The organism is Nocardioides dongkuii (genome assembly GCF_014127485.1).
Taxonomy (GTDB): domain Bacteria; phylum Actinomycetota; class Actinomycetes; order Propionibacteriales; family Nocardioidaceae; genus Nocardioides; species Nocardioides dongkuii.
The window spans coordinates 2,905,868-2,927,319 of sequence record NZ_CP059903.1 but is presented as its reverse complement, the minus strand read 5'-3'; the positions used below and the strand labels follow the sequence as shown (position 1 = coordinate 2,927,319).

Annotated in this window: 20 protein-coding genes; 13 read left to right on the top strand and 7 right to left on the bottom strand. The window is 73.3% G+C overall.

Annotated features, from left to right (window positions below; translation table 11 throughout):
• Nucleotides 1–24 precede the first annotated feature (24 nt).
• From mtrA to secA, 8 genes are all read left to right on the top strand, one after another.
• Nucleotides 25–750, top strand: a complete 726-nt coding sequence (gene mtrA / locus H4O22_RS14110) for an MtrAB system response regulator MtrA (protein ID WP_182524013.1) — start codon at nt 25–27, stop codon at nt 748–750.
• 35 nt (nt 751–785) lie between these two features.
• On the top strand, nt 786–2,387 hold the full coding sequence (gene mtrB, locus H4O22_RS14105; protein WP_227465453.1) for an MtrAB system histidine kinase MtrB: 1,602 nt from the start codon (nt 786–788) through the stop codon (nt 2,385–2,387).
• The gene (locus tag H4O22_RS14100) at nt 2,384–4,180 is read left to right on the top strand and encodes an LpqB family beta-propeller domain-containing protein (RefSeq protein WP_182524011.1); all 1,797 of its coding nucleotides are present in this window, start codon (nt 2,384–2,386) and stop codon (nt 4,178–4,180) included. The genes mtrB and H4O22_RS14100 overlap by 4 nt, the downstream gene beginning before the upstream one ends.
• Nucleotides 4,181–4,243: 63 nt before the next feature.
• Nucleotides 4,244–4,951: a ComF family protein gene (locus H4O22_RS14095; protein WP_182524010.1), complete on the top strand. Its 708-nt coding sequence runs from the start codon at nt 4,244–4,246 to the stop codon at nt 4,949–4,951.
• 411 nt (nt 4,952–5,362) lie between these two features.
• Nucleotides 5,363–5,986, top strand: a complete 624-nt coding sequence (hpf, locus tag H4O22_RS14090; protein WP_182524009.1) for a ribosome hibernation-promoting factor, HPF/YfiA family — start codon at nt 5,363–5,365, stop codon at nt 5,984–5,986.
• A 104-nt stretch (nt 5,987–6,090) separates the two neighbouring features.
• On the top strand, nt 6,091–6,771 hold the full coding sequence (locus H4O22_RS14085; RefSeq protein ID WP_244962976.1) for a response regulator: 681 nt from the start codon (nt 6,091–6,093) through the stop codon (nt 6,769–6,771).
• 70 nt (nt 6,772–6,841) lie between these two features.
• Entirely contained in the window at nt 6,842–8,029 is a 1,188-nt protein-coding gene (locus H4O22_RS14080; protein WP_182524008.1) for a winged helix-turn-helix domain-containing protein, read from the top strand.
• Nucleotides 8,030–8,152: 123 nt separating this feature from the next.
• Nucleotides 8,153–10,972: a preprotein translocase subunit SecA gene (secA, locus tag H4O22_RS14075; protein WP_182524007.1), complete on the top strand. Its 2,820-nt coding sequence runs from the start codon at nt 8,153–8,155 to the stop codon at nt 10,970–10,972.
• A gap of 114 nt (nt 10,973–11,086) precedes the next feature.
• On the opposite strand, the gene H4O22_RS14070 is transcribed toward secA, so the two are convergent.
• The gene (locus tag H4O22_RS14070; RefSeq protein WP_182524006.1) at nt 11,087–11,599 is read right to left on the bottom strand and encodes an Rv3235 family protein; all 513 of its coding nucleotides are present in this window, start codon (nt 11,597–11,599) and stop codon (nt 11,087–11,089) included.
• Nucleotides 11,596–12,234: a LysM peptidoglycan-binding domain-containing protein gene (locus tag H4O22_RS14065; protein WP_182524005.1), complete on the bottom strand. Its 639-nt coding sequence runs from the start codon at nt 12,232–12,234 to the stop codon at nt 11,596–11,598. Before H4O22_RS14065 ends, H4O22_RS14070 begins: the two co-directional genes overlap by 4 nt.
• A gap of 107 nt (nt 12,235–12,341) precedes the next feature.
• Between H4O22_RS14065 and H4O22_RS14060 the strand changes: the two genes are divergently transcribed.
• Nucleotides 12,342–12,878, top strand: a complete 537-nt coding sequence (locus tag H4O22_RS14060; protein WP_182524004.1) for a hypothetical protein — start codon at nt 12,342–12,344, stop codon at nt 12,876–12,878.
• 19 nt (nt 12,879–12,897) lie between these two features.
• Here H4O22_RS14060 and H4O22_RS14055 read toward each other — a convergent pair whose 3' ends face one another.
• Both H4O22_RS14055 and H4O22_RS14050 read right to left on the bottom strand, forming a co-directional pair.
• A complete protein-coding gene (locus H4O22_RS14055; RefSeq protein ID WP_182524003.1) occupies nt 12,898–13,233 on the bottom strand; it encodes a sec-independent translocase in 336 nt (111 codons plus the stop codon).
• Nucleotides 13,234–13,236: 3 nt separating this feature from the next.
• On the bottom strand, nt 13,237–14,400 hold the full coding sequence (locus H4O22_RS14050; RefSeq protein ID WP_182524002.1) for an Mrp/NBP35 family ATP-binding protein: 1,164 nt from the start codon (nt 14,398–14,400) through the stop codon (nt 13,237–13,239).
• A 48-nt stretch (nt 14,401–14,448) separates the two neighbouring features.
• Here H4O22_RS14050 and H4O22_RS14045 point away from each other — a divergent pair, with 48 nt between their 5' ends.
• Nucleotides 14,449–15,528 carry a glycosyltransferase family protein gene (locus H4O22_RS14045; RefSeq protein ID WP_182524001.1) on the top strand — a complete coding sequence of 360 codons (1,080 nt, stop codon included), beginning with the start codon at nt 14,449–14,451 and terminating at the stop codon, nt 15,526–15,528.
• 8 nt (nt 15,529–15,536) lie between these two features.
• On the opposite strand, the gene H4O22_RS14040 is transcribed toward H4O22_RS14045, so the two are convergent.
• Nucleotides 15,537–16,037 carry a DUF1003 domain-containing protein gene (locus H4O22_RS14040; RefSeq protein WP_182524000.1) on the bottom strand — a complete coding sequence of 167 codons (501 nt, stop codon included), beginning with the start codon at nt 16,035–16,037 and terminating at the stop codon, nt 15,537–15,539.
• Nucleotides 16,034–17,305: a magnesium transporter MgtE N-terminal domain-containing protein gene (locus H4O22_RS14035; RefSeq protein ID WP_182523999.1), complete on the bottom strand. Its 1,272-nt coding sequence runs from the start codon at nt 17,303–17,305 to the stop codon at nt 16,034–16,036. The genes H4O22_RS14040 and H4O22_RS14035 overlap by 4 nt, the downstream gene beginning before the upstream one ends.
• A 145-nt stretch (nt 17,306–17,450) precedes the next feature.
• Between H4O22_RS14035 and H4O22_RS14030 the strand changes: the two genes are divergently transcribed.
• From H4O22_RS14030 to H4O22_RS14020, 3 genes are read left to right on the top strand one after another with little or no spacing between them, the layout of a single operon-like run.
• Nucleotides 17,451–19,046, top strand: coding sequence for a class I SAM-dependent methyltransferase (locus H4O22_RS14030; RefSeq protein WP_182523998.1), 1,596 nt, complete (start codon nt 17,451–17,453; stop codon nt 19,044–19,046).
• 44 nt (nt 19,047–19,090) lie between these two features.
• Nucleotides 19,091–19,246, top strand: coding sequence for a DUF6752 domain-containing protein (locus H4O22_RS14025; RefSeq protein WP_227465454.1), 156 nt, complete (start codon nt 19,091–19,093; stop codon nt 19,244–19,246).
• Between the two features lie 10 nt (nt 19,247–19,256).
• Nucleotides 19,257–20,342 carry a hypothetical protein gene (locus H4O22_RS14020; protein ID WP_182523996.1) on the top strand — a complete coding sequence of 362 codons (1,086 nt, stop codon included), beginning with the start codon at nt 19,257–19,259 and terminating at the stop codon, nt 20,340–20,342.
• Here the strand turns inward: H4O22_RS14020 and H4O22_RS14015 are convergent.
• On the bottom strand, nt 20,305–21,408 hold the full coding sequence (locus tag H4O22_RS14015) for an endonuclease/exonuclease/phosphatase family protein (RefSeq protein ID WP_182523995.1): 1,104 nt from the start codon (nt 21,406–21,408) through the stop codon (nt 20,305–20,307). The genes H4O22_RS14020 and H4O22_RS14015 overlap by 38 nt on opposite strands.
• Nucleotides 21,409–21,452 lie beyond the last annotated feature (44 nt).

Below are 21,452 nucleotides of genomic sequence, written 5' to 3'. Positions count from 1 at the left end.
GCGCGGGGTGGCAGGATTGAGCACATGAGCCAGCCCGCCGGCGGCCCCTCGGGGCAGCCCAGCGACTACGCGACCAAGGGACGCATCCTCGTCGTCGACGACGACGCCTCCCTCGCGGAGATGCTCACGATCGTGCTGCGCCAGGAGGGCTTCGACAGCCGGATGTGCACGCGCGGCGACCAGGCGATGGACGTGTTCCGCGACTACCGCCCCGACCTGGTGCTGCTCGACCTGATGCTGCCCGGCAAGGACGGCATCGACGTCTGCAAGGAGATCCGCGCCGAGTCCGGCGTGCCGATCGTGATGCTGACCGCCAAGGGCGACACCGTCGACGTGGTCGTCGGCCTCGAGTCCGGGGCCGACGACTACGTCGTCAAGCCGTTCAAGCCCAAGGAGCTGGTGGCGCGTATCCGGGCCCGGGTCCGCCGCTTCGACACCGCCGGCCAGGAGTCGCTCACCATCGGCGACCTCGACATCGACGTCGCCGGCCACTCCGTCACCCGGGCCGGCGCGCCGATCAACCTCACGCCGCTCGAGTTCGACCTCCTGGTCTGCCTGGCCCGCAAGCCGTGGCAGGTCTTCACCCGCGAGGTGCTGCTGGAGCAGGTGTGGGGCTACCGCCACGCGGCCGACACCCGGCTGGTCAACGTGCACGTGCAACGGCTGCGCTCCAAGGTCGAGCACGACCCGGAGAACCCGGAGATCGTGGTCACCGTGCGGGGCGTCGGCTACAAGGCCGGACAACCGTAGGCCGCGGGATGGCGGGGGTGCGCGGGCCTGGCGGCATGCCGCCGGGCCTCCGGCGCGCGCTCACCTTCTGGCGCCGGTCGATCCAGGCCCGCGTCGTGGCCTCCACCCTCCTGCTGTCCACGGTCGTGGTCGGGGTGGTCGGCTCGTTCCTGCTGCAGCAGACCCGGGAGGGCCTGCTCGAGCAGCGGGTCGACGCGGTCGTCGCTGAGGCCGACATCGAGCGCGCGGACGCCGAGTCGCGGCTGGCCTCGGTGCCCGGCACGGACGTCGACGCCTCCACGCAGCAGGCCGACCTCGTCGACCCGATCATCCAGCGCGGCCAGACCCGCGGCTTCACGGTCGTGCTGGCCGGCCCGCTGGGGGAGAACACCGGGCGGATCGACCAGGGCGGCGCCCGCTCGACCCCCGGCCTGGACACCTCCTCGGTGCCGGAGTCGCTGGAGGACCACTTCCAGGAGGCCGCGGACACGGCGTGGACCTACACCTCGATCCGGATGCTCGGCCCGGAGGGCCAGGTGGTGATCGACGAGCCGGGCGTGGTCGTCGGCACCCAGGTGGCGCTGGTCGCCGACGGCGGCGTCTACACGCTCTACCTCCTCTTCCCGCTCGAGGAGCAGCAGGAGACGTTGGCCCTGGTCACCCGGGCCCTGCTCACCGCCGCCGTCCTCATGGTGGTCTTGGTCGCCGGGGTCGCCTGGCTGGTCACCCGCCAGGTCGTGACCCCGATCCGGATGGCCCGCCAGGTCGCCGAGCGGCTCGCCGCGGGCCGGCTCCAGGAGCGGCTCAAGGTCTCCGGCGAGGACGACCTCGCGCGCCTGGCGACGTCGTTCAACCAGATGGCGGGCAACCTGCAGCGCCAGATCCGGCAGCTCGAGGAGCTGAGCCGGGTCCAGCACCGGTTCGTCTCCGACGTGTCCCACGAGCTGCGCACCCCGCTGACGACGGTGCGGATGGCCAGTGACGTGCTCCACGACGCGCGGGCCGATTTCGACCCCGTGACCGCGCGCTCCGCCGAGCTGCTGCAGGTCGAGCTGGACCGCTTCGAGACCCTGCTCGTCGACCTCCTGGAGATCAGCCGGTTCGACGCCGGCGCCGCCGTCCTCGACGCGGAGGACCTCAACCTGGTCGACGTGGCGCACCGGGTCGTCGAGGCGACCCGGCCGCTGGCCGAGCAGCGCGGCGTCCGGGTCGTCGTCCGCTCGCCCGACCACCCGTGCCTCGCCGAGGCAGACGCGCGCCGCATCGAGCGCGTGGTCCGCAACCTGCTCACCAACGCCATCGACCACGCCGAGACCGGCCGGGGCGAGGAGATCGTGGTCGAGGTGGCCGGCGACGACCACGCCGCCGCGATCACGGTGCGCGACTTCGGCGTCGGCCTCGCCCCCGGTGAGTCGGCGCTCGTGTTCAACCGGTTCTGGCGGGCCGACCCGGCGCGCGCCCGGACCAGCGGCGGCACCGGCCTCGGCCTCTCGATCTCGCTCGAGGACTCCCACCTGCACGGTGGGTGGCTGCAGGCCTGGGGCCGCCCGGGGGAGGGGGCGCAGTTCCGGCTCACCCTCCCGCGCCGGGTCAACGGCGGGCTGCGCCGCAGCCCGCTGCCGCTCGTGCCGTCCGACGCCCGGGAGCCGGTCACGTGACCCGCCGTACCCGTACCCGTCCCCGTGCCCGTCCCCGTGCCCGTCCCCGTCCCCGTGCCGGCCGCCTCGCCGCCGCCGTGCTGACGGCGCTGCTCCTGCTGCTGCCGGCCGCGTGCGTGAGCCTTCCCGAGAGCGGACCGGTCGTGCAGACCGACGCCTCGCGCGACACCGGCCAGGGCACCGGGTTCACCTTCGACCCGCTGCCCCCGCAGCCCGACGCGTCGCCGGCCGAGGTGGTCAAGGGGTTCCTCGACGCGATGACCGCGGTGCCGATCCAGACGAGCTCGGCCGCCCAGTTCCTGACCCAGGAGGCGCGGACCACGTGGCGTCCGCAGCAGCGGACCATCACGTACGGCGCCACCACGGCGCCGGTCGGCACCAGCCGGGTGACCGTGCAGGTCAGCGAGGGCGGCAACCGCTTCGACGCGCGGGGCGCCTGGCTGGGACCGCTGCGCGGGGAGCAGCGCGAGCTGTCGTTCATCATGCAGCAGGACGAGCAGGGGCAGTACCGCATCGCCCGGCCGCCCGACGCGCTGATCGTCCCGGAGTCCTGGTTCGAGGCGCGGTTCGAGCGGCTCTCGCTGCACTTCTTCGACCCCGCCGCCCGGGTGCTCGTGCCGGAGCCGGTCTTCGTCGTCGACGACGACGCGCTCGCCACTCGCCTGGTCGAGGGCCTCCTCGAGGGTCCCCGCGGCGGCGCGGGCGGCTCGCGCACGTTCTTCCCGACCGGCACGCGCAAGGAGCTGTCGGTGCCGGTCTCCGACGACGGCGTCGCGAGCGTGTCGCTGATCGACGTGGGCCGGCAGACGCCCGAGTCGATGTCGCTGATGGTGGTCCAGCTCGCCGCCACGCTGCGCCAGGTGCCCGGGCTCGACGCGCTGCGGGTGAGCGTCGACGGCCAGCCGCTCGTGCTGCCCGCGGGCGACGACGGCCGGTTCCCGATCGACCTCGGCGCCGAGTACGACGCCGCGGTGCCGCACGCCAACGCGGCGGTCTTCGGCCTCCGCGACGGACTGCTGGTCGCCGGGATCCCGGAGGCGATGGACGCCGTCGGGGGACCGTTCGGCACCGCCGCCCAGGGTCTGCGGTCGATCGCGGTGAACCTGGACGGCGACACCGCCGCCGGGGTGTCCGAGGACGGCACCTCGCTGCTCCTCGGTCCGGTGTACGACGACCGGGGCGTCGCTCGCGAGGTGCTGGCCGACGCGACCGACCTGCTCGAGCCGTCCTGGGACCACGCGGGCCGGCTCTGGCTGGTCGACCGCGGCCGGCGCGACGCGCGGGTCTACCACCGCCGCGACGGCGCCACCGAGGAGCTCCGGGTGCGCGGCATCACCGGGACCGACGTCCGGGCCCTCGCGGTCTCGCGCGACGGCTCGCGGCTGGTGGCCGTCGTCCGCCGGTCCGGGCGCGACGAGATCGTCGTGAGCCGGGTGCTCCACGGCGACCAGGGCGAGGTGCTGCGCGCGACCGGGGCGACCTCGATCCTGGGCGGCACGGGGGAGCCCCAGCGGATCCGCGACATCGCGTGGCAGACCCCCGTGACCGTGGCCGCGCTGGTGCAGGTCACCGCCGAGCTCTGGGAGGTGCGCACGGTGGCGGTCGACGGCGCCCCCACGAGCCAGGACAGCGTCGCCACCCTCAACGGGCCGGTGCGCTCGCTCGCCGGGTCGCCGGTCCCCGGCCAGGACCTGGTCGTGCTCACCCGCGACGAGGCCATCTCGGTCGCCGAATCGGTCACCGGCCGGGTGCCCGTGCAGGCCGGTCAGCAGACCCTGGGCTACGCGGGCTGAGGCCCGTCCACAGCCGTCCGCGACCCGGTTGCGGCGGGGGTGCCGGGGTGGTGCGCTGGGCGGATGCGCGACGCCGTCACCGACCTGCTGCTCGGGGGGCGCTGCGTCGCGTGCCGGCGACCGGGTCGGCTGCTGTGCGCCGGCTGCTCGGCACTGCTGCCGGGGTCCGCGCGGCTCGCCTGGCCGGTGCCCTCCCCGCCCGGCCTGGTGCCCCCGTGGGCGGCCGGCGAGTACGACGGCACGCTGCGCGCGATGGTGCTGGGGCTCAAGGAGCGGCGGCTGCTGGCGCTCGCCCGGCCGCTCGCCGGGCTGCTCGCCGTCGCGGTCGCGGCGACCGGCGTCCCGGGACCGGTCCTGCTGGTGCCGGTGCCCTCGCGGCCCTCGAGCGTGCGCGCCCGCGGCCACGACCCGACGTACGCCCTGGCCGCGGGAGCGGCGGTCCGCCTCCGTCGGGAGGGGTACGACGTCCGCGCGGCGCGGCTGCTGCGCACCAGGCCGGGGCTGGTCGACCAGGCGGGCCTGGACCGGGTCGCCCGGGCGGCGAACCTCGCGGGCTCGATGACCTGCCCCAGCGGGCCGCTGCGCCGGCTCTCCGAGCGCGTCCCGCTGGCGCGGGTCGTGGTGTGCGACGACGTGCTGACCACGGGGGCGACCGCCCGCGAGGCGCAGCGCGCCCTGGAGGCGGTGGGGATGCACGTCGCGGCGGTCGCCGCGGTGGCCGCGACGCGCCGGCGAGACCGGGGGCGGCCTTTTGTCCCGTCGGGGAAGTGACTACCGTCGATGCATGGAGTCCGTCCGGGTCCGTGGTTGCGTCGCACGTGCGCCCCAGGCGCGCGAGCGGCAAGCCGATGCCAGTCGCAGGCGAAACGGTCCACGTAAGGCGGCACACGGGGGCTCCGCCCCCGTGGACCCCCCTCGGGGGGTACGCCGATCACGGTGCGGCTTAGAGGTAAGTCCTGCCTCGCCCTCCCCGTCAGATGCGGGGACGGGCGGGAGAAGGCCGGGAGTGGCAGAGAAGCTGCGGAGGCCTCAGCAGGCGGTTGTGGGGTCGAAGACCAGGTCGGCCGGGCGGGCTCCATCTCACCCCGACGGGGCACGGGCCGCGCCCGTGCTCCGGCATGCCTGAAGGACGGCGCGGGTGATGCTGGCGAAGGAAACCAACTGTTCAACGGGAGGTTCAACATGGAAGTTGTGGTCACAGGGCGTCACTGCGAGATCTCGGACCGGTTCCGAGAGCACGCCGCCGAGAAGCTGACCCGGCTCGAGAAGCACGATCACCGGATCATGCGGGTCCAGGTGGAGGTGGACTGCGAACCGAACCCGCGCCAGCACGACCGTTCCGTCCACGTGCAGCTGACCGCCTTCTCCAAGGGCCCGGTGATCCGGGCGGAGGCGGCCGCCGAGGAGAAGATGGGCGCCCTGGACCTCGCGCTCGACAAGATGGCGGCCCAGATGCGCCGGGCCGCGGACCGCCGTCGCGTCCACCGGGGCGCGAAGACCCCGGTCTCGGTCGCGGAGGCGCTCGCGACCGTCGAGCCCCCGGCAGCGGACACCGACGAGGACGCGCCGGGCTCGACCGAGCGACGCGTCGGACCGATCGCCGTGACCGGCGACGGACCGCTCGTGGTGCGGGAGAAGTCCCACCCGGCCACGCCGATGACCCTCGACCAGGCCCTCTACGAGATGGAGCTGGTCGGCCACGACTTCTACCTGTTCGTGGACAAGGAGAGCGACCGGCCCTCGGTGGTCTACCGCCGCCGCGGCTACGACTACGGCGTGATCTCCCTGGACCTCGACGCGGGCTGAGCCCGGTCCGGCACGGCCGGGGTGGCCCGTTCGGGCCACCCCGGACCGTCCGGATGGCATTGAGACGGCAGCCACGAACCGCCCGTACGTGCCATGATGCCCGCGTGGCAGAGATCTCAGTCGACGGTGCGGAGCCGATCAGGGTGCTGGTCGTCGACGACCAGGAGCTGTTCCGGCGAGGGCTGACGATGCTGCTGGCCGTCGAGTCGGGCATCGAGGTCATCGGCGAGGCCGGCGACGGCGTCGAGGGCACCACCCTCGCCACGACCACCGCGCCCGACGTGGTGCTGCTCGACATCCGGATGCCCAAGCGCTCCGGCATCGAGGCGTGCCGGGCCATCAAGGAGGCCGTGCCGTCGGCGAAGATCATCATGCTGACGGTCTCCGACGAGGAGGCCGACCTCTACGAGGCCGTCAAGAGCGGGGCCGCGGGCTACCTGCTCAAGGACTCCTCCATCGACGAGGTCGCCCAGGCCGTCCGCGTGGTCGCCGACGGCCAGTCGCTGATCAGCCCGTCGATGGCGGTCAAGCTGATCGACGAGTTCAAGCAGATGTCGCGCCCCGAGCGCGACCCCGTGCCCGGCCTGCGGCTCACCGAGCGCGAGCTCGAGGTGCTCCGGCTGGTGGCCAAGGGCATGAACAACCGCGAGATCGCCCGCCAGCTGTTCATCTCCGAGAACACCGTCAAGAACCACGTGCGCAACATCCTCGAGAAGCTGCAGCTGCACTCGCGGATGGAGGCGGTCATGTACGCCGTCAAGGAGAAGTTGCTCGACCTGCCCTAGTCCGACCGGCGTGTCGAGACCCGTCTGCCCTCGCGAACACACTGTCCGCGCCCCGCCGTACCCTCCCGCCATGGAGTCCCTCAGCCAGGCGCAGGCCCGGCGCGTCGCGCTGGCCGCCCAGGGCTTCCTCGACACCCGCCACGTGGTGCCCACGATGCGCACCTTCGCCCGCACCCTGGCCCGCACCGGCGTGCTCCAGGTCGACTCGGTCAACGTGCTGCAGCGCGCCCACTACATGCCGCTGTACTCCCGGATGGGCCCCTACGACGTCGGGCTGCTCACCCGGGCCGCGGAGCAGCAGCCGCGGAGGATGGTGGAGTACTGGGCCCACGTGCAGGCGTTCATGCCGGTCGAGCTGTGGCCGCACCTGCAGCACCGGATGGCCGAGTACCGCGCCCGCCGCGGCAAGTGGTGGGGCACGGTCACCGACGAGGCCGCGGCCGGGCTGCTGGCCGAGGTCGCGGCCCGCGGGCCGTCCACGGCGCGCCAGCTCGACGACGGCGCGCCCCGGGCGAAGGAGCACTGGGGCTGGAACTGGTCGGAGGCGCGCAAGGGCCTCGACTACCTGTTCATGGTGGGCGACCTCGCGGTCGCCGGCCGCAACAGCTCCTTCGAGGTGGTCTACGACCTCCCCGAGCGGGTGCTGCCCGCGGCGGTGCTCGCCCAGCCCACGCCGACCCCCGCCGAGGCTCACGTGGAGCTGGTACGACGGGCCGCGGCCTCGCACGGCGTCGCCTCGGTCCGGTGCCTGGCCGACTACCACCGGATGCGCACCACCGACGCGGCGACCGCGGTCGCGACGCTGGTCGAGACCGGCGAGCTGCTGCCGGTGACGGTCCAGGGGTGGCGGCGCCCGGCGTACCTCCACCGCGACGCGCGCCTCCCGCGGCGGGTGGCCGCGCGGGCGCTGCTCAGCCCGTTCGACCCGGTCGTGTGGTTGCGCGAGCGCACCGAGGAGCTCTTCGACTTCCACTACCGGATCGAGATCTACACCCCGGCCGCGAAGCGGGTGCACGGCTACTACGTGCTGCCGTTCCTGCTGGGGGACCGGATCGTGGCCCGGGTCGACCTCAAGGCCGACCGCAAGGCGGGGGTGCTCGTCGTCAAGGCGGCGTACGCCGAGCCCGGGGCGCCCGAGGACACCGCGCCGGAGCTCGCGGCCGAGCTCGACGTGCTCCGCGGCTGGCTGGGGCTCGGCGACGTCGCCGTCGAGCCGCGTGGGGACCTCGCTCCCGCGCTCGCGGTCCTGCTCCGGTAGCGCCCGTCGGGTCCGGCGGGAGTGTCCGGGATGCTCGCCGGGGCACGCGCGCTTCGCCGGCCCGGATAGCATGGTCCGCGGCCCGGACTGGGCCGTGACGTACTACCCAGGGAGACCCCTCTCGTGCCTGCCATCCTCGACAAGCTCCTCCGCATCGGCGAGGGCAAGATCATGCGTCAGCTCGAAGCCGTCGCGAAGGCGGTCAACGCCATCGAGGACGACTTCGTGGCGATGAGCGACGCCGAGCTCCAGGGGATGACCACCGAGTTCAAGAAGCGGCTCGAGGAGGGCGAGACCCTCGACGACATCATGCCCGAGGCGTTCGCGACCGCCCGCGAGGCGGCCAAGCGGGTGCTCGGCATGCGGCCCTTCGACGTCCAGATCATGGGTGGCGCGGCGCTGCACCTCGGCAACATCGCCGAGATGAAGACCGGTGAGGGCAAGACCTTGGTCGCGACCCTCCCGGCGTACCTCAACGCGCTGTCCGGCAAGGGCGTGCACGTCGTCACGGTCAACGACTACCTGGCCAAGTACCACGCCGAGTGGATGGGCCGGCTCTACCACTTCCTCGGGCTCTCGACCGGCGTGATCCTGCCGGAGATGCGGCCCGCGCAGCGGCGCGAGGCGTACGCCTGCGACATCACCTACGGCACCAACAACGAGCTCGGCTTCGACTACCTGCGCGACAACATGGCCGGGTCGATCGAGGAGTGCGTGCAGCGCGGCCACAGCTTCGCGATCGTCGACGAGGTCGACTCGATCCTCATCGACGAGGCCCGGACCCCGCTGATCATCAGCGGTCCGACCCAGGACGAGGTCAAGTGGTACGGCGAGTTCTCCAAGATCGCCGCCCGGCTGGAGAAGGACGTCGACTACGAGGTCGACGAGAAGAAGCGCACGATCTCCGTCCTCGAGCCCGGCATCACCAAGGTCGAGGACCACCTGGGCATCGAGAACCTCTACGAGTCGGTCAACACCCCGCTCATCTCCTTCCTCAACAACTCCATCAAGGCCAAGGAGCTGTTCCGCAAGGACAAGGAGTACGTCGTCATGCAGGGCGAGGTGCTCATCGTCGACGAGCACACCGGCCGGATGCTGTCCGGCCGCCGCTACAACGACGGTCTGCACCAGGCGATCGAGGCCAAGGAGGGCGTGACCGTCCGCGAGGAGTACCAGACCCTCGCCACCGTCACCCTGCAGAACTACTTCCGCCTCTACGAGAAGCTCTCCGGCATGACCGGCACGGCGATGACCGAGGCCTCGGAGTTCGACAAGATCTACAGCCTCGGCGTGGTGCCGATCCCGACGAACAAGCCGATGCAGCGGATCGACCAGCCCGACCTCGTCTACCGCACCGAGGAGGCGAAGTACGAGGCCGTCGCCCAGGACATCGCCGAGCGTCACCAGGCGGGCCAGCCGGTCCTCGTCGGCACCGTCTCGGTCGAGAAGTCCGAGCACCTCTCCGACCTGCTGAAGAAGAAGGGCATCCCGCACACCGTCCTGAACGCGAAGGTGCACGCCGACGAGGCGAAGATCGTCGCGATGGCCGGTCACAAGGGCGCGGTCACCGTCTCCACCAACATGGCCGGTCGAGGCACCGACATCATGCTCGGCGGCTCGGTGGAGTTCCTCGCCGACCAGGCGCTGCGCAAGCGCGGCCTGGACCCCGTCGAGCGCGCCGAGGAGTACGAGGCCGCCTGGCCCGAGACCCTCGAGCAGATCAAGGCGCAGGTCGGGGCCGAGCACGACGAGGTCCGCGAGCTCGGTGGCCTCTACGTCATCGGCACCGAGCGGCACGAGTCCCGCCGCATCGACAACCAGCTCCGCGGCCGCTCGGGCCGCCAGGGCGACCCGGGCGAGTCCCGCTTCTACCTCTCCCTCGAGGACGAGCTGATGCGGCTGTTCAAGTCCGACTGGGTCGACCGCGTGCTGCAGATGCTGAAGATCCCCGACGACGTCCCGATCGAGAACAAGCGGGTCACCGGCGCGATCGCCAGCGCGCAGGGCCAGGTCGAGTCGCAGAACTTCGAGTCCCGCAAGAACGTCCTCAAGTACGACGACGTGATGGACCGGCAGCGCCAGGTCATCTACGCCGAGCGTCGCGAGGTCCTCGAGGGCGCCGACCTGCACGACCAGATCCGCACCTTCATCACCGACGTGGTCACCGGCGTGGTCACCGGGCACACCCAGGGGTTCCCCGAGGAGTGGGACCTCGAGCAGCTCTGGACCGACCTGCGGCAGTACTGGCCGGTCACGGTCGGCCTGGAGCGGGTCCTGGAGGAGGCCGGCGGCGACGCCGCCGGCATCGACCGGGCCGAGCTGATCGAGGAGCTCAAGGCCGACGCGCACGCGTGCTACGACGCCCGCGAGGCCGAGATGGGCGCCGAGGTGATGCGCGAGCTCGAGCGGCGGGTGCTGCTCTCGGTGCTCGACCGCAAGTGGCGCGAGCACCTCTACGAGATGGACTACCTCCGCGAGGGCATTTACCTGCGGGCGTACTCCCAGCGCGACCCGCTCGTGGAGTACCAGCGCGAGGGCTTCGACATGTTCGCGGCCATGATGGACGGCATCAAGGAGGAGGCCGTCGGCTTCCTGTTCAACCTCGAGGTCCAGGTCGAGGACGAGCCCGACGAGGCCGAGGAGGTCGAGGAGGCCTACGAGCCGCTGCTCCAGCCCGAGGGCACCGTCCCGCAGCGCGCCGCGGTCCCGACCATCAAGGCCAAGGGCCTCGACCGGCCCCAGCAGCCGCAGAACCTCGCCTACTCGGCCCCGGCCGAGGACGGCGAGGCCGAGGTCCGCGGCACCACGGCCACCAACGCCGACGACGAGTACGCCGGGGTCGGCCGCAACGACCGCTGCCCCTGCGGCTCGGGCAAGAAGTTCAAGCAGTGCCACGGCGCCCCCGGTGGGCCCACGGGCCTCACCGCCCGCGCCAGCGGCTGACCCCGCACCCGTTGGACGCCGAGTCGGCGTGAGTTGGCACGCGAGTCGGCGTGAGTTGCCCGCGAGGCGCGCAACTCACGCCGACTCGGCGGTTCATTCACGCCGACTCGGCGGTCAGGCGAACTCGAGGGCGGTGCAGACCCAGCGCGGGGCGGTCTCGTGGCGGGCCCGCAGCAGCTCGAAGCGGGCGGCGACGGCGCGCGAGCGGTCGCCGTACCGCACGTGCACGCAGGCCTCGACGACGTGCCGCTCGACGAAGCAGGTGCGGACGCTGAGCACCTTGGGGCGCACCGGCTGCACGCGGCCGGCCGCGGGCTGGTGCCCGCCGGCGCGCGCGACCAGCAGCGCCCGGCGGTGGAGGTCGGCGTAGACCCCCGCGGTGGTCCACCGCACCAGCTGGGAGGCGGGCCGGTCACCGCCCACGATCTCGACGGCCGCCTGCGCGAACCGGTGCGCCCAGCGCTCCACCTCGAGGCGGACCGGTTCGGCGACCGGCGCCGGGTCGCCGGGGCCCACGCCGCGGAGGGCGGGGTACGGCGGCGGCTCGTGCCGCGGCTGGAGGTCGAGCGCCAGGGTGCCCTGGACGCTCGCGATCGGCACGGGCACGCGGAGCGGGACGACGTTCATCGGCGGTTCTCCTCGGGAGGGGCAGGCAGCCGCAGCTGCTGACCGGGGCGGATCAGGTCGGGGTCGGGTCCGACGACGGACCGGTTGAGCCGGTGCAGGCGCCGCCAGTGCCGGTCGACCTCGGCGGGCGAGACGCGGTGGCCCAGGTCGGCGGCCGCGAGGTCCCAGAGCGTGTCGCCGGGGCGTACGACGACCGCGGCCGGCGCGGCGGTCGGGCCGGACGGGCCGGACGCGCTGGGGGCGTGCACGGAGCCGGTGGCGCGGTCCGGCAGCGGCAGTCCGGCCAGGGACCCGGGGTCGGCGAGCGCCGGGGTCGTGACCCCGCCGGCGAGCGCGACCCCGCAGCCGAGGAGCACCGCGCGCCGCAGCCACGCGGGCACCCCCGGGACACGCCCGGCGGCCCGTCCGCGCGCGGCCTGCACGGCCACGGCCGTCGTCGCGAGCCAGCCCCAGGCCGCGCAGCCGAGCGCCACGGCGGCACTGAGGCGGACCAGGGCCTGCTCGAGGTCGGGACCCGGGCCCCCGGCCAGGAGGACGGCGTCCGGGGCCAGGACGAGGCCCGCCAGCACCGCCCCCGCGGTGGCGGCGAGCCACACGGCGAGGCAGCGGGTGAGCGACGGGGCCGAGAGACGCATCGAGGATCCTTGCGTTTGCGTACGTTTGCGTCAGTCAACGCCCGGAAGGCGAGCAGGTCAACCGGTCCTCCACAGCCGGCCCGGCCCGGCTGTGGCAGGGTCGAGGGATGCCGTGGGAGCAGGAGCTGTTCGCGCTGCTCGACGACCTCGAGCAGCAGGCGGACGCGCTGTACGCCGCCGATCGCGAGCTCGAGCTGCTGGACCGGACCCGCTCGGAGTACCAGCAGGTGACGCTGGCCGCCCGGCTGCAGGCCTCGGTGGGCCGGGAGGTCGGCCTGGACGTCCGGGGGGTCGGCGGGGTCACGGGCCTGCTCGACCGGGCGGCGGCGCAGTGGTGCCTGATCCGCGCGGCCGACCAGGACTGGGTGGTCCCGCTGGCCGCGGTCCGCTCGGTCACCGGCGCGTCGGACCGCGCCGTCCCCGAGGTGGCCTGGTCACCGCTGGCCCGGCTCGGCCTCTCCTCGGTGCTGCGCCGGCTGGCCGACGCGGGGGAGCGGTGCGTGCTGCACGACGTCGACGGCGGCCGGGTGGACGGCGTGCCCCGTCGGGTGGGGGCGGACTTCGTCGAGGTCCCGGTGGGCGAGGATCAGCGGGCGGTGCTGGTGGCGTTCGCGACGCTCGCGGCGGTGCAGAGCCGCGACTGAGCGACGGGCCGGAGGGGGATCAGGTCGCGTCGGCGTCGTACGGCGGGACCTCGCCGTCCACGAGGGGGCGGAGGCCGCGGCGGCGGGGGGCGCGGGCCTCGGCGTCGGCGTCCTCCATCGCCTCGATCACGTGCTTGCGCACGATGGTGCGCGGGTCGAGGTCGCGCAGCTCGAGGTCGGAGTACTCCGGGCCCAGCTCCTCGCGGAGCTCGTCACGCGCGGAGTTGGCGAAGTCGCGGACCTTGCGGACCATCTGGCCCGCCTGCCGGGCGAGGTCCGGAAGCCGGTCGGGGCCGAAGACGAGCACCGCGACGAACGCGATGACCGCGAACTCCGGCAGCCCGACTCCGAACACCTCTCAGAACTTACTGGTCGGCGTCAGTCCCAGCTGCATGCCGGCCAGTCCGCGGCCACGGCCGGCGAGCCGGTCGGCGACCCCGGCGAGCTCGAGCGCGGCCGGCGCGGTGGGGTCGGAGTCGACGATCGGCTTGCCGGCGTCGCCGCCCTCGCGCAGCGAGATGTCCAGCGGCACCCGGCCGAGCACCGGGACGTCGTACCCGAACCGGGCCGAGAGGGTCGAGGCCACGCGGTCGCCGCCGCCGGAGCCGAACACCTCGAGGCGGTGGTCCTTGCCCTCGGGGGTGCAGTGCGGGCAGGGCAGGTAGCTCATGTTCTCGATGACGCCCACGACGCGCTGGTGCATCATCGAGGCCATCGTGCCGGCGCGCTCGGCGACCTCGGCGGCGGCCTCCTGCGGCGTGGTCACGACCACGACCTCCGCGCCCGGCAGGTGCTGGCCGAGGGAGATCGCGACGTCGCCGGTGCCCGGCGGCAGGTCGAGCAGCAGCACGTCGAGGTCGCCCCAGTAGACGTCGGCGAGCATCTGCACGAGCGCCCGGTCGAGCATCGGGCCGCGCCAGGCGACGACCTGGTCGCGGCGCGGCTTGAGCATGCCGATCGAGATGACCGAGACGCCCGAGGAGGTCGGCACCGGCATGATCAGGTCGTCGACCTGGGTCGGCCGGGAGTCGGCGATGCCCAGCATCGCCGGGACCGAGTGGCCGTAGATGTCGGCGTCGACGACGCCCACCTTGAGGCCCTGCTTGGCCATCGAGAGCGCGAGGTTGACGGTGACCGAGGACTTGCCGACGCCGCCCTTGCCGCTGGCGATCGCGTAGACCTTGGTGAGCGACCCGGGCTGGGCGAACGGGATCTCCCGCTGCGCCGCGCCGCCGCTCAGCACCTCCTTGAGACCGGCCCGCTGCTCCGTGGTCATCACCCCGAGCGTGAGGTCGACGCCGGTCACGCCGGCGATGCCGGCGACGGCGGCGGTGACGTCGCGGGTGATCGTGTCCTTGAGCGGACAGCCGGCGACGGTGAGCAGCACGGTGACGTGGACCAGGCCGGCGTCGTCGATCTCGACGGAGTCGACCATCCCCAGCTCGGTGATCGGCCGCTTGATCTCGGGGTCGTTGACGGTGCCGAGGGCGGCCTGGATCTGCTCGAGAAGCGGGGTACTCATGGTGCCACCGAGTGTAGTTGAGCCCCCGTCACACCTATCCTTTCCCCCATGCCTGATCCCTTGGTGTTCCTCGCAAGCACGGTGATGGACAGTCCCGAGCACGTGCGGAGGTACGTCGAGGGCAATCTCGCCGGCGGCGTCGACCACCTCGTGGTCTTCCTCGACAAGCCGAGCGGCCCGCGCCAGGACGAGGTCGCCGACTACCTCGACGGGCACCCGGCGGTGACCTGCGTCCGCGCGGGCTCCGGGTGGTGGGCCGGCGCCCGGCCCAAGGAGCTCAACGAGCGCCAGTGCATCAACGCCAACATCACCAAGGACGTGCTCGCCGGGCTCGGCCTCGAGGACGCCTGGATCTTCCACGTGGACGGCGACGAGGTGGTCCGCGCCGGCGCGGCGGCGCTGGCCGGTCGGCCGCCCGGTCCGTCCGGTGTCCGGCTCTCGGTCCGCGAGGCGGTGAGCCGGCGGACGTGGGACGGCGAGCCGACGCTGTTCAAGCGTGAGCTCCCCGAGGCGGACCTGCGGCTGCTCGAGGGCCTCGGCCTGGTCGCCGAGCCGACCAACCAGTCCTACTTCCGCGGTCACCTGATGGGGAAGTCCGGGGTCCGCGTGGGCGAGCGAGCCTGGCTGACCCTGCACAAGGTCGTGGCCGAGGACGGCACCCCGTGGCCGCTGCACGAGGGCGAGGGGCTCGAGCTGTTCCACTACGAGTCCTACTCCGCCGAGGAGTTCATCCGGAAGTGGACCTCGATGGTCGCCTCCGGGCCGGAGGCGAACTACCGGGCCGACCGGCAGCCGGTCGCGCGCACCCTGCGCGTGCTCATCAACCGCGGTCTCGAGCCCGAGGCGCTCGAGCGGCAGCTGCTGCGCTACTACGAGCGCTTCGTCGAGGAGGAGGTCGAGGCCCTGCGCGACCTCGGCGTCCTTGTCGAGACCGACCCGCTCGTGCCGCTCACCCCGGCCGACCCGGCCGCGCCGGCCGCCGTCGTACCCACCGCCGACCTGGCGGCCGCGCTCAAGGGGCGCCGGCGGACGGACAAGCGGGGCTTCTTCAAGGGCACCTCGGCCGTGGCCCCGCGGCCCCCGAAGCCCACCGGGGGCAGGCTCGCCAGGCTGGTGCGACGGCCCTAGGGGTCGGGCTAGGGGTCGGTGCGGTCCGCGGCCCGCTCGTCCAGGTCCGCGAGCAGCGAGCGGAGCTCGGAGCGCACGAAGTCGCGGGTCGCCACGTCACCGACGGACATCCGCAGCGACGCGACCTCGCGGGTGAGGAACTCCATGTCGGCGTGCGCCCGGGCGTTGGCCAGCCGGTCCTGCTCGGCGATCACCTTGTCGCGCTGCTCCTGCCGGTTCTGGGCGAGCAGGATCAGCGGCGCGGCGTACGACGCCTGCAGGCTCAGCGCGAGCGTGAGGAAGATGAACGGGAACTCGTCGAACTTCTGCGCCTCCGGCGCGACGGCGTTCCAGACCACCCAGATCACCACGACGGCGGTCATCCAGATCAGGAACCGGGCGGTGCCCATGAATCGGGCGAACTGCTCGGCGAAGCTGCCGAAGGCGTCGGAGTTGTACGACGGGCGGCGCACCAACGGCGGCCGCCGGGTCTCCCGGGGGGTGTCGAGTCGGGGAGCGCGGTCGCTCATCGGCGCGCCTCCTGCGGCTGGTCGGTGCCGGAGCGGGCGCGGTCGCGCCAGCCCTCGGGGAGCATGTGGTCGAGCAGGTCGTCGACCGTCACCGCGCCGACCAGGTGGCCGTTCTCGTCGACGACCGGGGCGGCGACCAGGTTGTACGTCGCGAGGTGGGCGGCGACCTCGTCGATGGTGGCGTCGGGGCGCAGGGTCTCCATGGTGTCGTCGAGCGCGCCGGCGACCAGCGTCGACGGCGGCTCGCGGAGCAGCCGCTGGATGTGCGCGACGCCCAGGAACCGGCCGGTCGGCGTCTCGAGCGGCTGCCGGGTGACGTAGACCAGCGCGGCGAGGGACGGGGTGAGCTCGGGGTTGCGGATGTGGGCGAGCGCGTCGGCGATGGTGGCGTCCGGCCCGAGGATGACCGGCTCGGGGGTCATCATCGCGCCGGCGGTGTTCTCGACGTACGACATCAGCCGCCGGACGTCGTCGGCCTCCTCGGGCTTCATCAGCGACAGCAGGGTCGCGGCGGTCTCGGGGGAGAGGTCCGCGATCAGGTCGGCGGCGTCGTCGGGGGACATCTCCTCGAGGACGTCGGCGGCCCGCTTGGTGTCGAGGAGCTCGAGGATCTCGACCTGGTCCTCGTCGGGCAGCTCCTCGAGGACGTCGGCCAGCCGCTCGTCGTGCAGGGCCGCGACCACCGCCGAGCGGCGCTCGGGCGGGAGGCCGTGCAGCATGTTGGCGGCGTCGGCCGGGCGCATCTCGTTGAGGGCCGCGATCAGGTGGGTGGCGCCCTGCGCCTCGTCGCGCCGGGAGAGCCCCTCGACGTCGCGCCACTCGACCACGTGGGTCTGCCCGCGCCGGCGCAGGCCGCGCCCGGGCTCCTGGATGGCGATCCGGGAGATCACCCAGTCGCGGTTGCGTGCCTGCTCCATGGCGACGTCGTAGACGGTGCCGGTGATCTCCGTGCCGGAGATGCGCACCTCCCGGTCCAGCATCTGCCCGATCACGAGCGTCTCGCCGGGACGCTGCTCGAAGCGGCGCATGTTGAGCAGGCCCGTGGTGTGCACCTGCCCGCTGTCGATGCTGGTGACCCGGGTCATCGGGACGAAGATCCGCCGCCGGCCGAAGACCTCGGCGACCATGCCGAGGACGCGCGGCTGGTGGGCCTCCGACCGGACCGCCACCACGAGGTCGCGCACCTTGCCGACCTGGTCGCCGGGAGGGTCGAACATCGGCAGGCCCACCAGTCGCGCGATGTAGACCCGGGCCGGCGTGTTGCTCACACAGAGAAACTACAAGCAACCGGGGCCGGGGTACGACGGACGCTCCCAGGTCACGTCGTCGGGGGTGCGCCGGACCGGCCCTTGTAGGGTGACGCCTCGTTGTGGCGCGACCGGTCACCAACAGCGTCGAGGAGAGGTGGGTACGGTGCGCGGGATCCCAGGTGCCGGAGTCCTGCCGGTGATCCCGGACTGGCTCTCCGGCAGGCTCGGGTCGAAGATCACCGTCCTCGCGGTGGACGACGACGGGATCGAGGTCTCGGTCCGCGGGCCCGACCGGGTGGTCGACGTGCTCTTCGACGGACGGCGCATCTGGTCGTTCTGGGTGCTCCGGGACACCACCCCCCGGCACGGTCTCCGGCGGGTCGCCGCCTGGCCGGACCGGATGCGCCGCTTCCTCGACGGCCACACCCGGCTGACCGTCCGGGACCACGTCGCGGAGGAGACCCTCTTCGAGGAGGAGAGGGCGTTCGGTACCGGCACGGAGCGGATCGCGTTCCTCAACCGGTCCGGCCTGGAGATCAGCCTCGACAAGTCCGGGCGCTTCAGCCCGACGTTCTCGGTGCGCAGCGCCGACCACCTCGAGCCCCTGCTCGACGCGATGCAGCGCACCATCGCCGTGCTCGCGGAGCGCGGTCTCACCGGGTTCCCGGCCTGGGGGAGCCTGCTCGGCGCCGTCCGGGAGCAGAACCTCCTCGGGCACGACTCCGACGCCGACCTGAGCTACATCTCCAAGGCGACGACGCCGGTGGACGTGGTCCGGGAGTCCTTCGACCTCCAGCGGCTGCTGCACCACCGCGGGTTCGAGACCTACCGCTACAGCGGGGCCGCGTTCCGGATCCAGGTCCTGGAGCGCGACGGGGCCAAGCGCGGGCTCGACCTGTTCGCGGCGTTCTACGACCACGGCACCCTCTACGTCACCGGGGAGGTCGGCACCGAGTTCCGCGAGGAGTGGCTCTTCCCGTTCGGGACCTGCCGCATCGCCGACCGGGAGTTCCCGGCGCCGGCCCGGCCGGACAAGCTGCTCGAGGCGATGTACGGGCCGACCTGGCGGGTGCCGGACCCCGCGTTCCAGTTCAACACCCCCGAGCACATCCAGGCGCGGCTCAACGACTGGTTCCGGGGGCTCTCGCCCTTCCGCCGGGAGTGGGAGGCCGAGCTCGCGGCCCACGGCACCCTCGCCGGCCGCCCGTCCGACCTCGCCCGGCTCCTGCACGCCGAGGTGCCGAGCGAGGCGCTCGTGATCGAGGTCGGCATCGGCCGGGGCGAGGACGCCCTCTGGCTGGCCCGGCGCGGACACGCGGTGGTCGGCTACGACTACGCCAGCCAGGCCGGCCGGGTGGCGCTGCGGAAGGCGGCCGCCCGGGGCCTGGACCTCACCAAGCGGCGGCTGAGCCTGACCGAGCTGCGCTCCGTCCTGGGGGAGGGCGCGCTGATGAGCCGGCGGCCGGGGCCCAAGGCGCTGCTCGCGCGGCACCTGCTGGACGCCACGACCCGGTTCGGCCGGCGCAACCTCGTGCGGTTCGCGTCCATGACGCTCCGCGGCGGGGGCCGGCTCTATGCTGAGTTCTGGACCGGCCAGGGCGAGGGCGGCTTCGGGCTCCGGCCGGTCGCCCTCGACGAGGTCGTCGAGCTCGTGGAGTCGTACGGCGGCACGATCGTGTCGGCCGAGGAGCTCCTGAACGACGGCGCGAGCGCAGCCGCGCCGACATCCATCGGTCGAGTGATTGCGGAGTGGACATGATCGGCAGGGCAGCGAGACGACGCGGTCGCGACCTCGAGGAGCGCGTGGCGCAGCTGGAGAGCGAGATCGCCGAGCTCCGGCGTCACCACCTGCGGGTGGCGGAGCTCACCGACGTCGTCGCCGAGCTGGTGGTGCCGATGGCGAGCCGTGACCAGGAGCGCATCGACCGCGCCGTCGAGAGCTTCAGCCAGAGCCTCTGATGGGCCTCTGATGGCACGGTCCGTCTACTTCCACATCGGACTCCCCAAGACGGCCACCACCTACCTGCAGACCATCTGCTGGGCCGCGCCCGACCAGATGCGCCGCGACGGGGTCCTGCTGCCGGGGCGGGAGCGCCGCGACCACCTGTGGGCCTCCCGGGTCGTCCGGGAGGAGGGCCGGCGCGGCCGGCGCAGCCAGCGCGAGCTCACCGCCTGGGACCGGATCCGCGAGGACCTGGCGAGCTGGCCGCAGGACGGCCTGATCTCCCACGAGTTCTTCGCCGCCGCCAGTGCCGAGCAGGCGCAGCGGGCGGTGGCCGACCTCGCGCCCGCCGAGGTGCACCTGGTCGTGACCGCCCGCGAGCCCCTGGGGCTGTTCACCGCCAGCTGGCAGGAGAGCCTCAAGAACCGCTCCACCACCCCGATGGCCGACTACGGGCGGACGACGTCCGACCGCCCCAGCGACACCTGGAACTGGCGGGCCCTGGACCTGCGCCTGGTCCTCGAGCGCTGGTCCGAGGCGGTGCCGCCCGAGCGGATCCACGTGCTGCCGCTGGACCGCAGCGCCCCGCGGGACGACATCTGGCGCCGGTTCGCCGGGGTCGTGGGCCTCGACGCCGACGCCTACGACACCTCGCAGTCGTTCCCGAACGAGTCGATGGGGGTCGTGGAGGCGGAGGTGCTGCGCCGGGTCAACCAGCACCTGGGGTCGTTCAACCGGGCCTTCGACAAGGGCGTCTACATCCGCTCGTTCCTCGCCGACGAGCGGCTGGTCCCGCGCCGGGGCGAGCCGTTCTGGCCGCTGCCGGACCAGGTCGAGGACTGCCGGGCGCGCGGCGAGGCCGCGCTGGCCTACCTGGCCTCGCGGCCCTTCGACGTGGTGGGGGACGTCGCCCACCTGCAGGTCCCGGCGAGCCTGCCCCCGCGGCGTACGCCGGACTCGGTCACCGACACCGAGGTGGCCGAGGTGGCGACCGAGCTGGTCGCCGTGCTGCTCGGGGACGTGCGCGAGCTCCGGACCGCGCGCCGGGGCGACGAGGGTCCTGCCGAGCGTGCGGTCAGCCGGTGGCGCCGATGGTGGCCGTCGCGGCGATGAAGAAGTGGTCGCTGATGCGGCGGCTCACCGTCGAGGTGTCGCGGGTGTACTCGCTGAACGTGACGTCCGGCGTGCCGACCACCCAGTCGACCGAGATGGGTCCCGGCTGGACGAGCGAGGGGACCAGGCCGGCGGGGCGGACCACGCGCTGGAGGAACGGCTCCCGGTCGTTCATGTCGCCGGTGATGATGATGGGCAGGCCCTCGGGCTTGAGCCCGTTGACCACCGAGACGATCCGGCCCATGCTCTCGATCCGCTTCGCGACGGTCGCCCGGTCGTGCCCGGCCGGGGGATGGGCGTTGATGAAGTACGCCTCGCGGCCGGTCGCGATGTGCCGCAGCCGCAGCACCGGCTGGGGCCGGTAGCCGGTGCCGTTGGACATCGGGAACGTCGTCGCCGAGACGGCCTCCCAGACCGCGGGGTCGTAGATGATCGAGTTCACCCGGTCGAGCGGGTTGGCGTCGGGGCCGGGGTAGACGGCGAACCCGGTGCCGGTGACGATGCCGGCCAGCTGCTCGGGCTGCGCCTCCTGGAGGCCGACCACGGAGACCCGGTGGGCCCGGATCCGCTCGATGGTGCCGGGGAGCCGGGCGGCCCCGCTCGGCCAGCCGCCGCCCTTGGTGCCGCCGGGCGCGGTGTGCTGGGAGCCGAGGATGTTGAAGCTGCCGACGCGGACCACGGCCGGCGCCTCGGAGGCGATCCGCTCGACCTCGTCGCGCAGCTCGTCCTGCCCGTCCTGGGCGCCGCCGCCGGGCTTCCCGGCGGTCTTCGCGGGCGCGGCGGGCTTCTCCTTCGCCGGCGCCTCGACGACCTCGACCTCGGCCCCCGGGACGACCGACTGGGGCGGCGGCGTGGTGGACGTGGTGGACGTGGTGCGGGCGGGGGTCGGCTCGGCGGCGCTCAGGTCGGCGGCCGGCGTCGAGGACCGGCTCATCACGGCGGTGAGCACGCACAGGGCGATGACGGTGACGCCGATGAGCGTGATGAGGAGCGGCTCGGAGAGCTTCGCGACGCGGTCCCGCCTCCGCCGGCCACCGTGCTGGGGGCTCGGTGTGGGCTGCGTCATGTGGGTAGAGTAACCGACCGAACGGGGACGCCGGACAACACCGG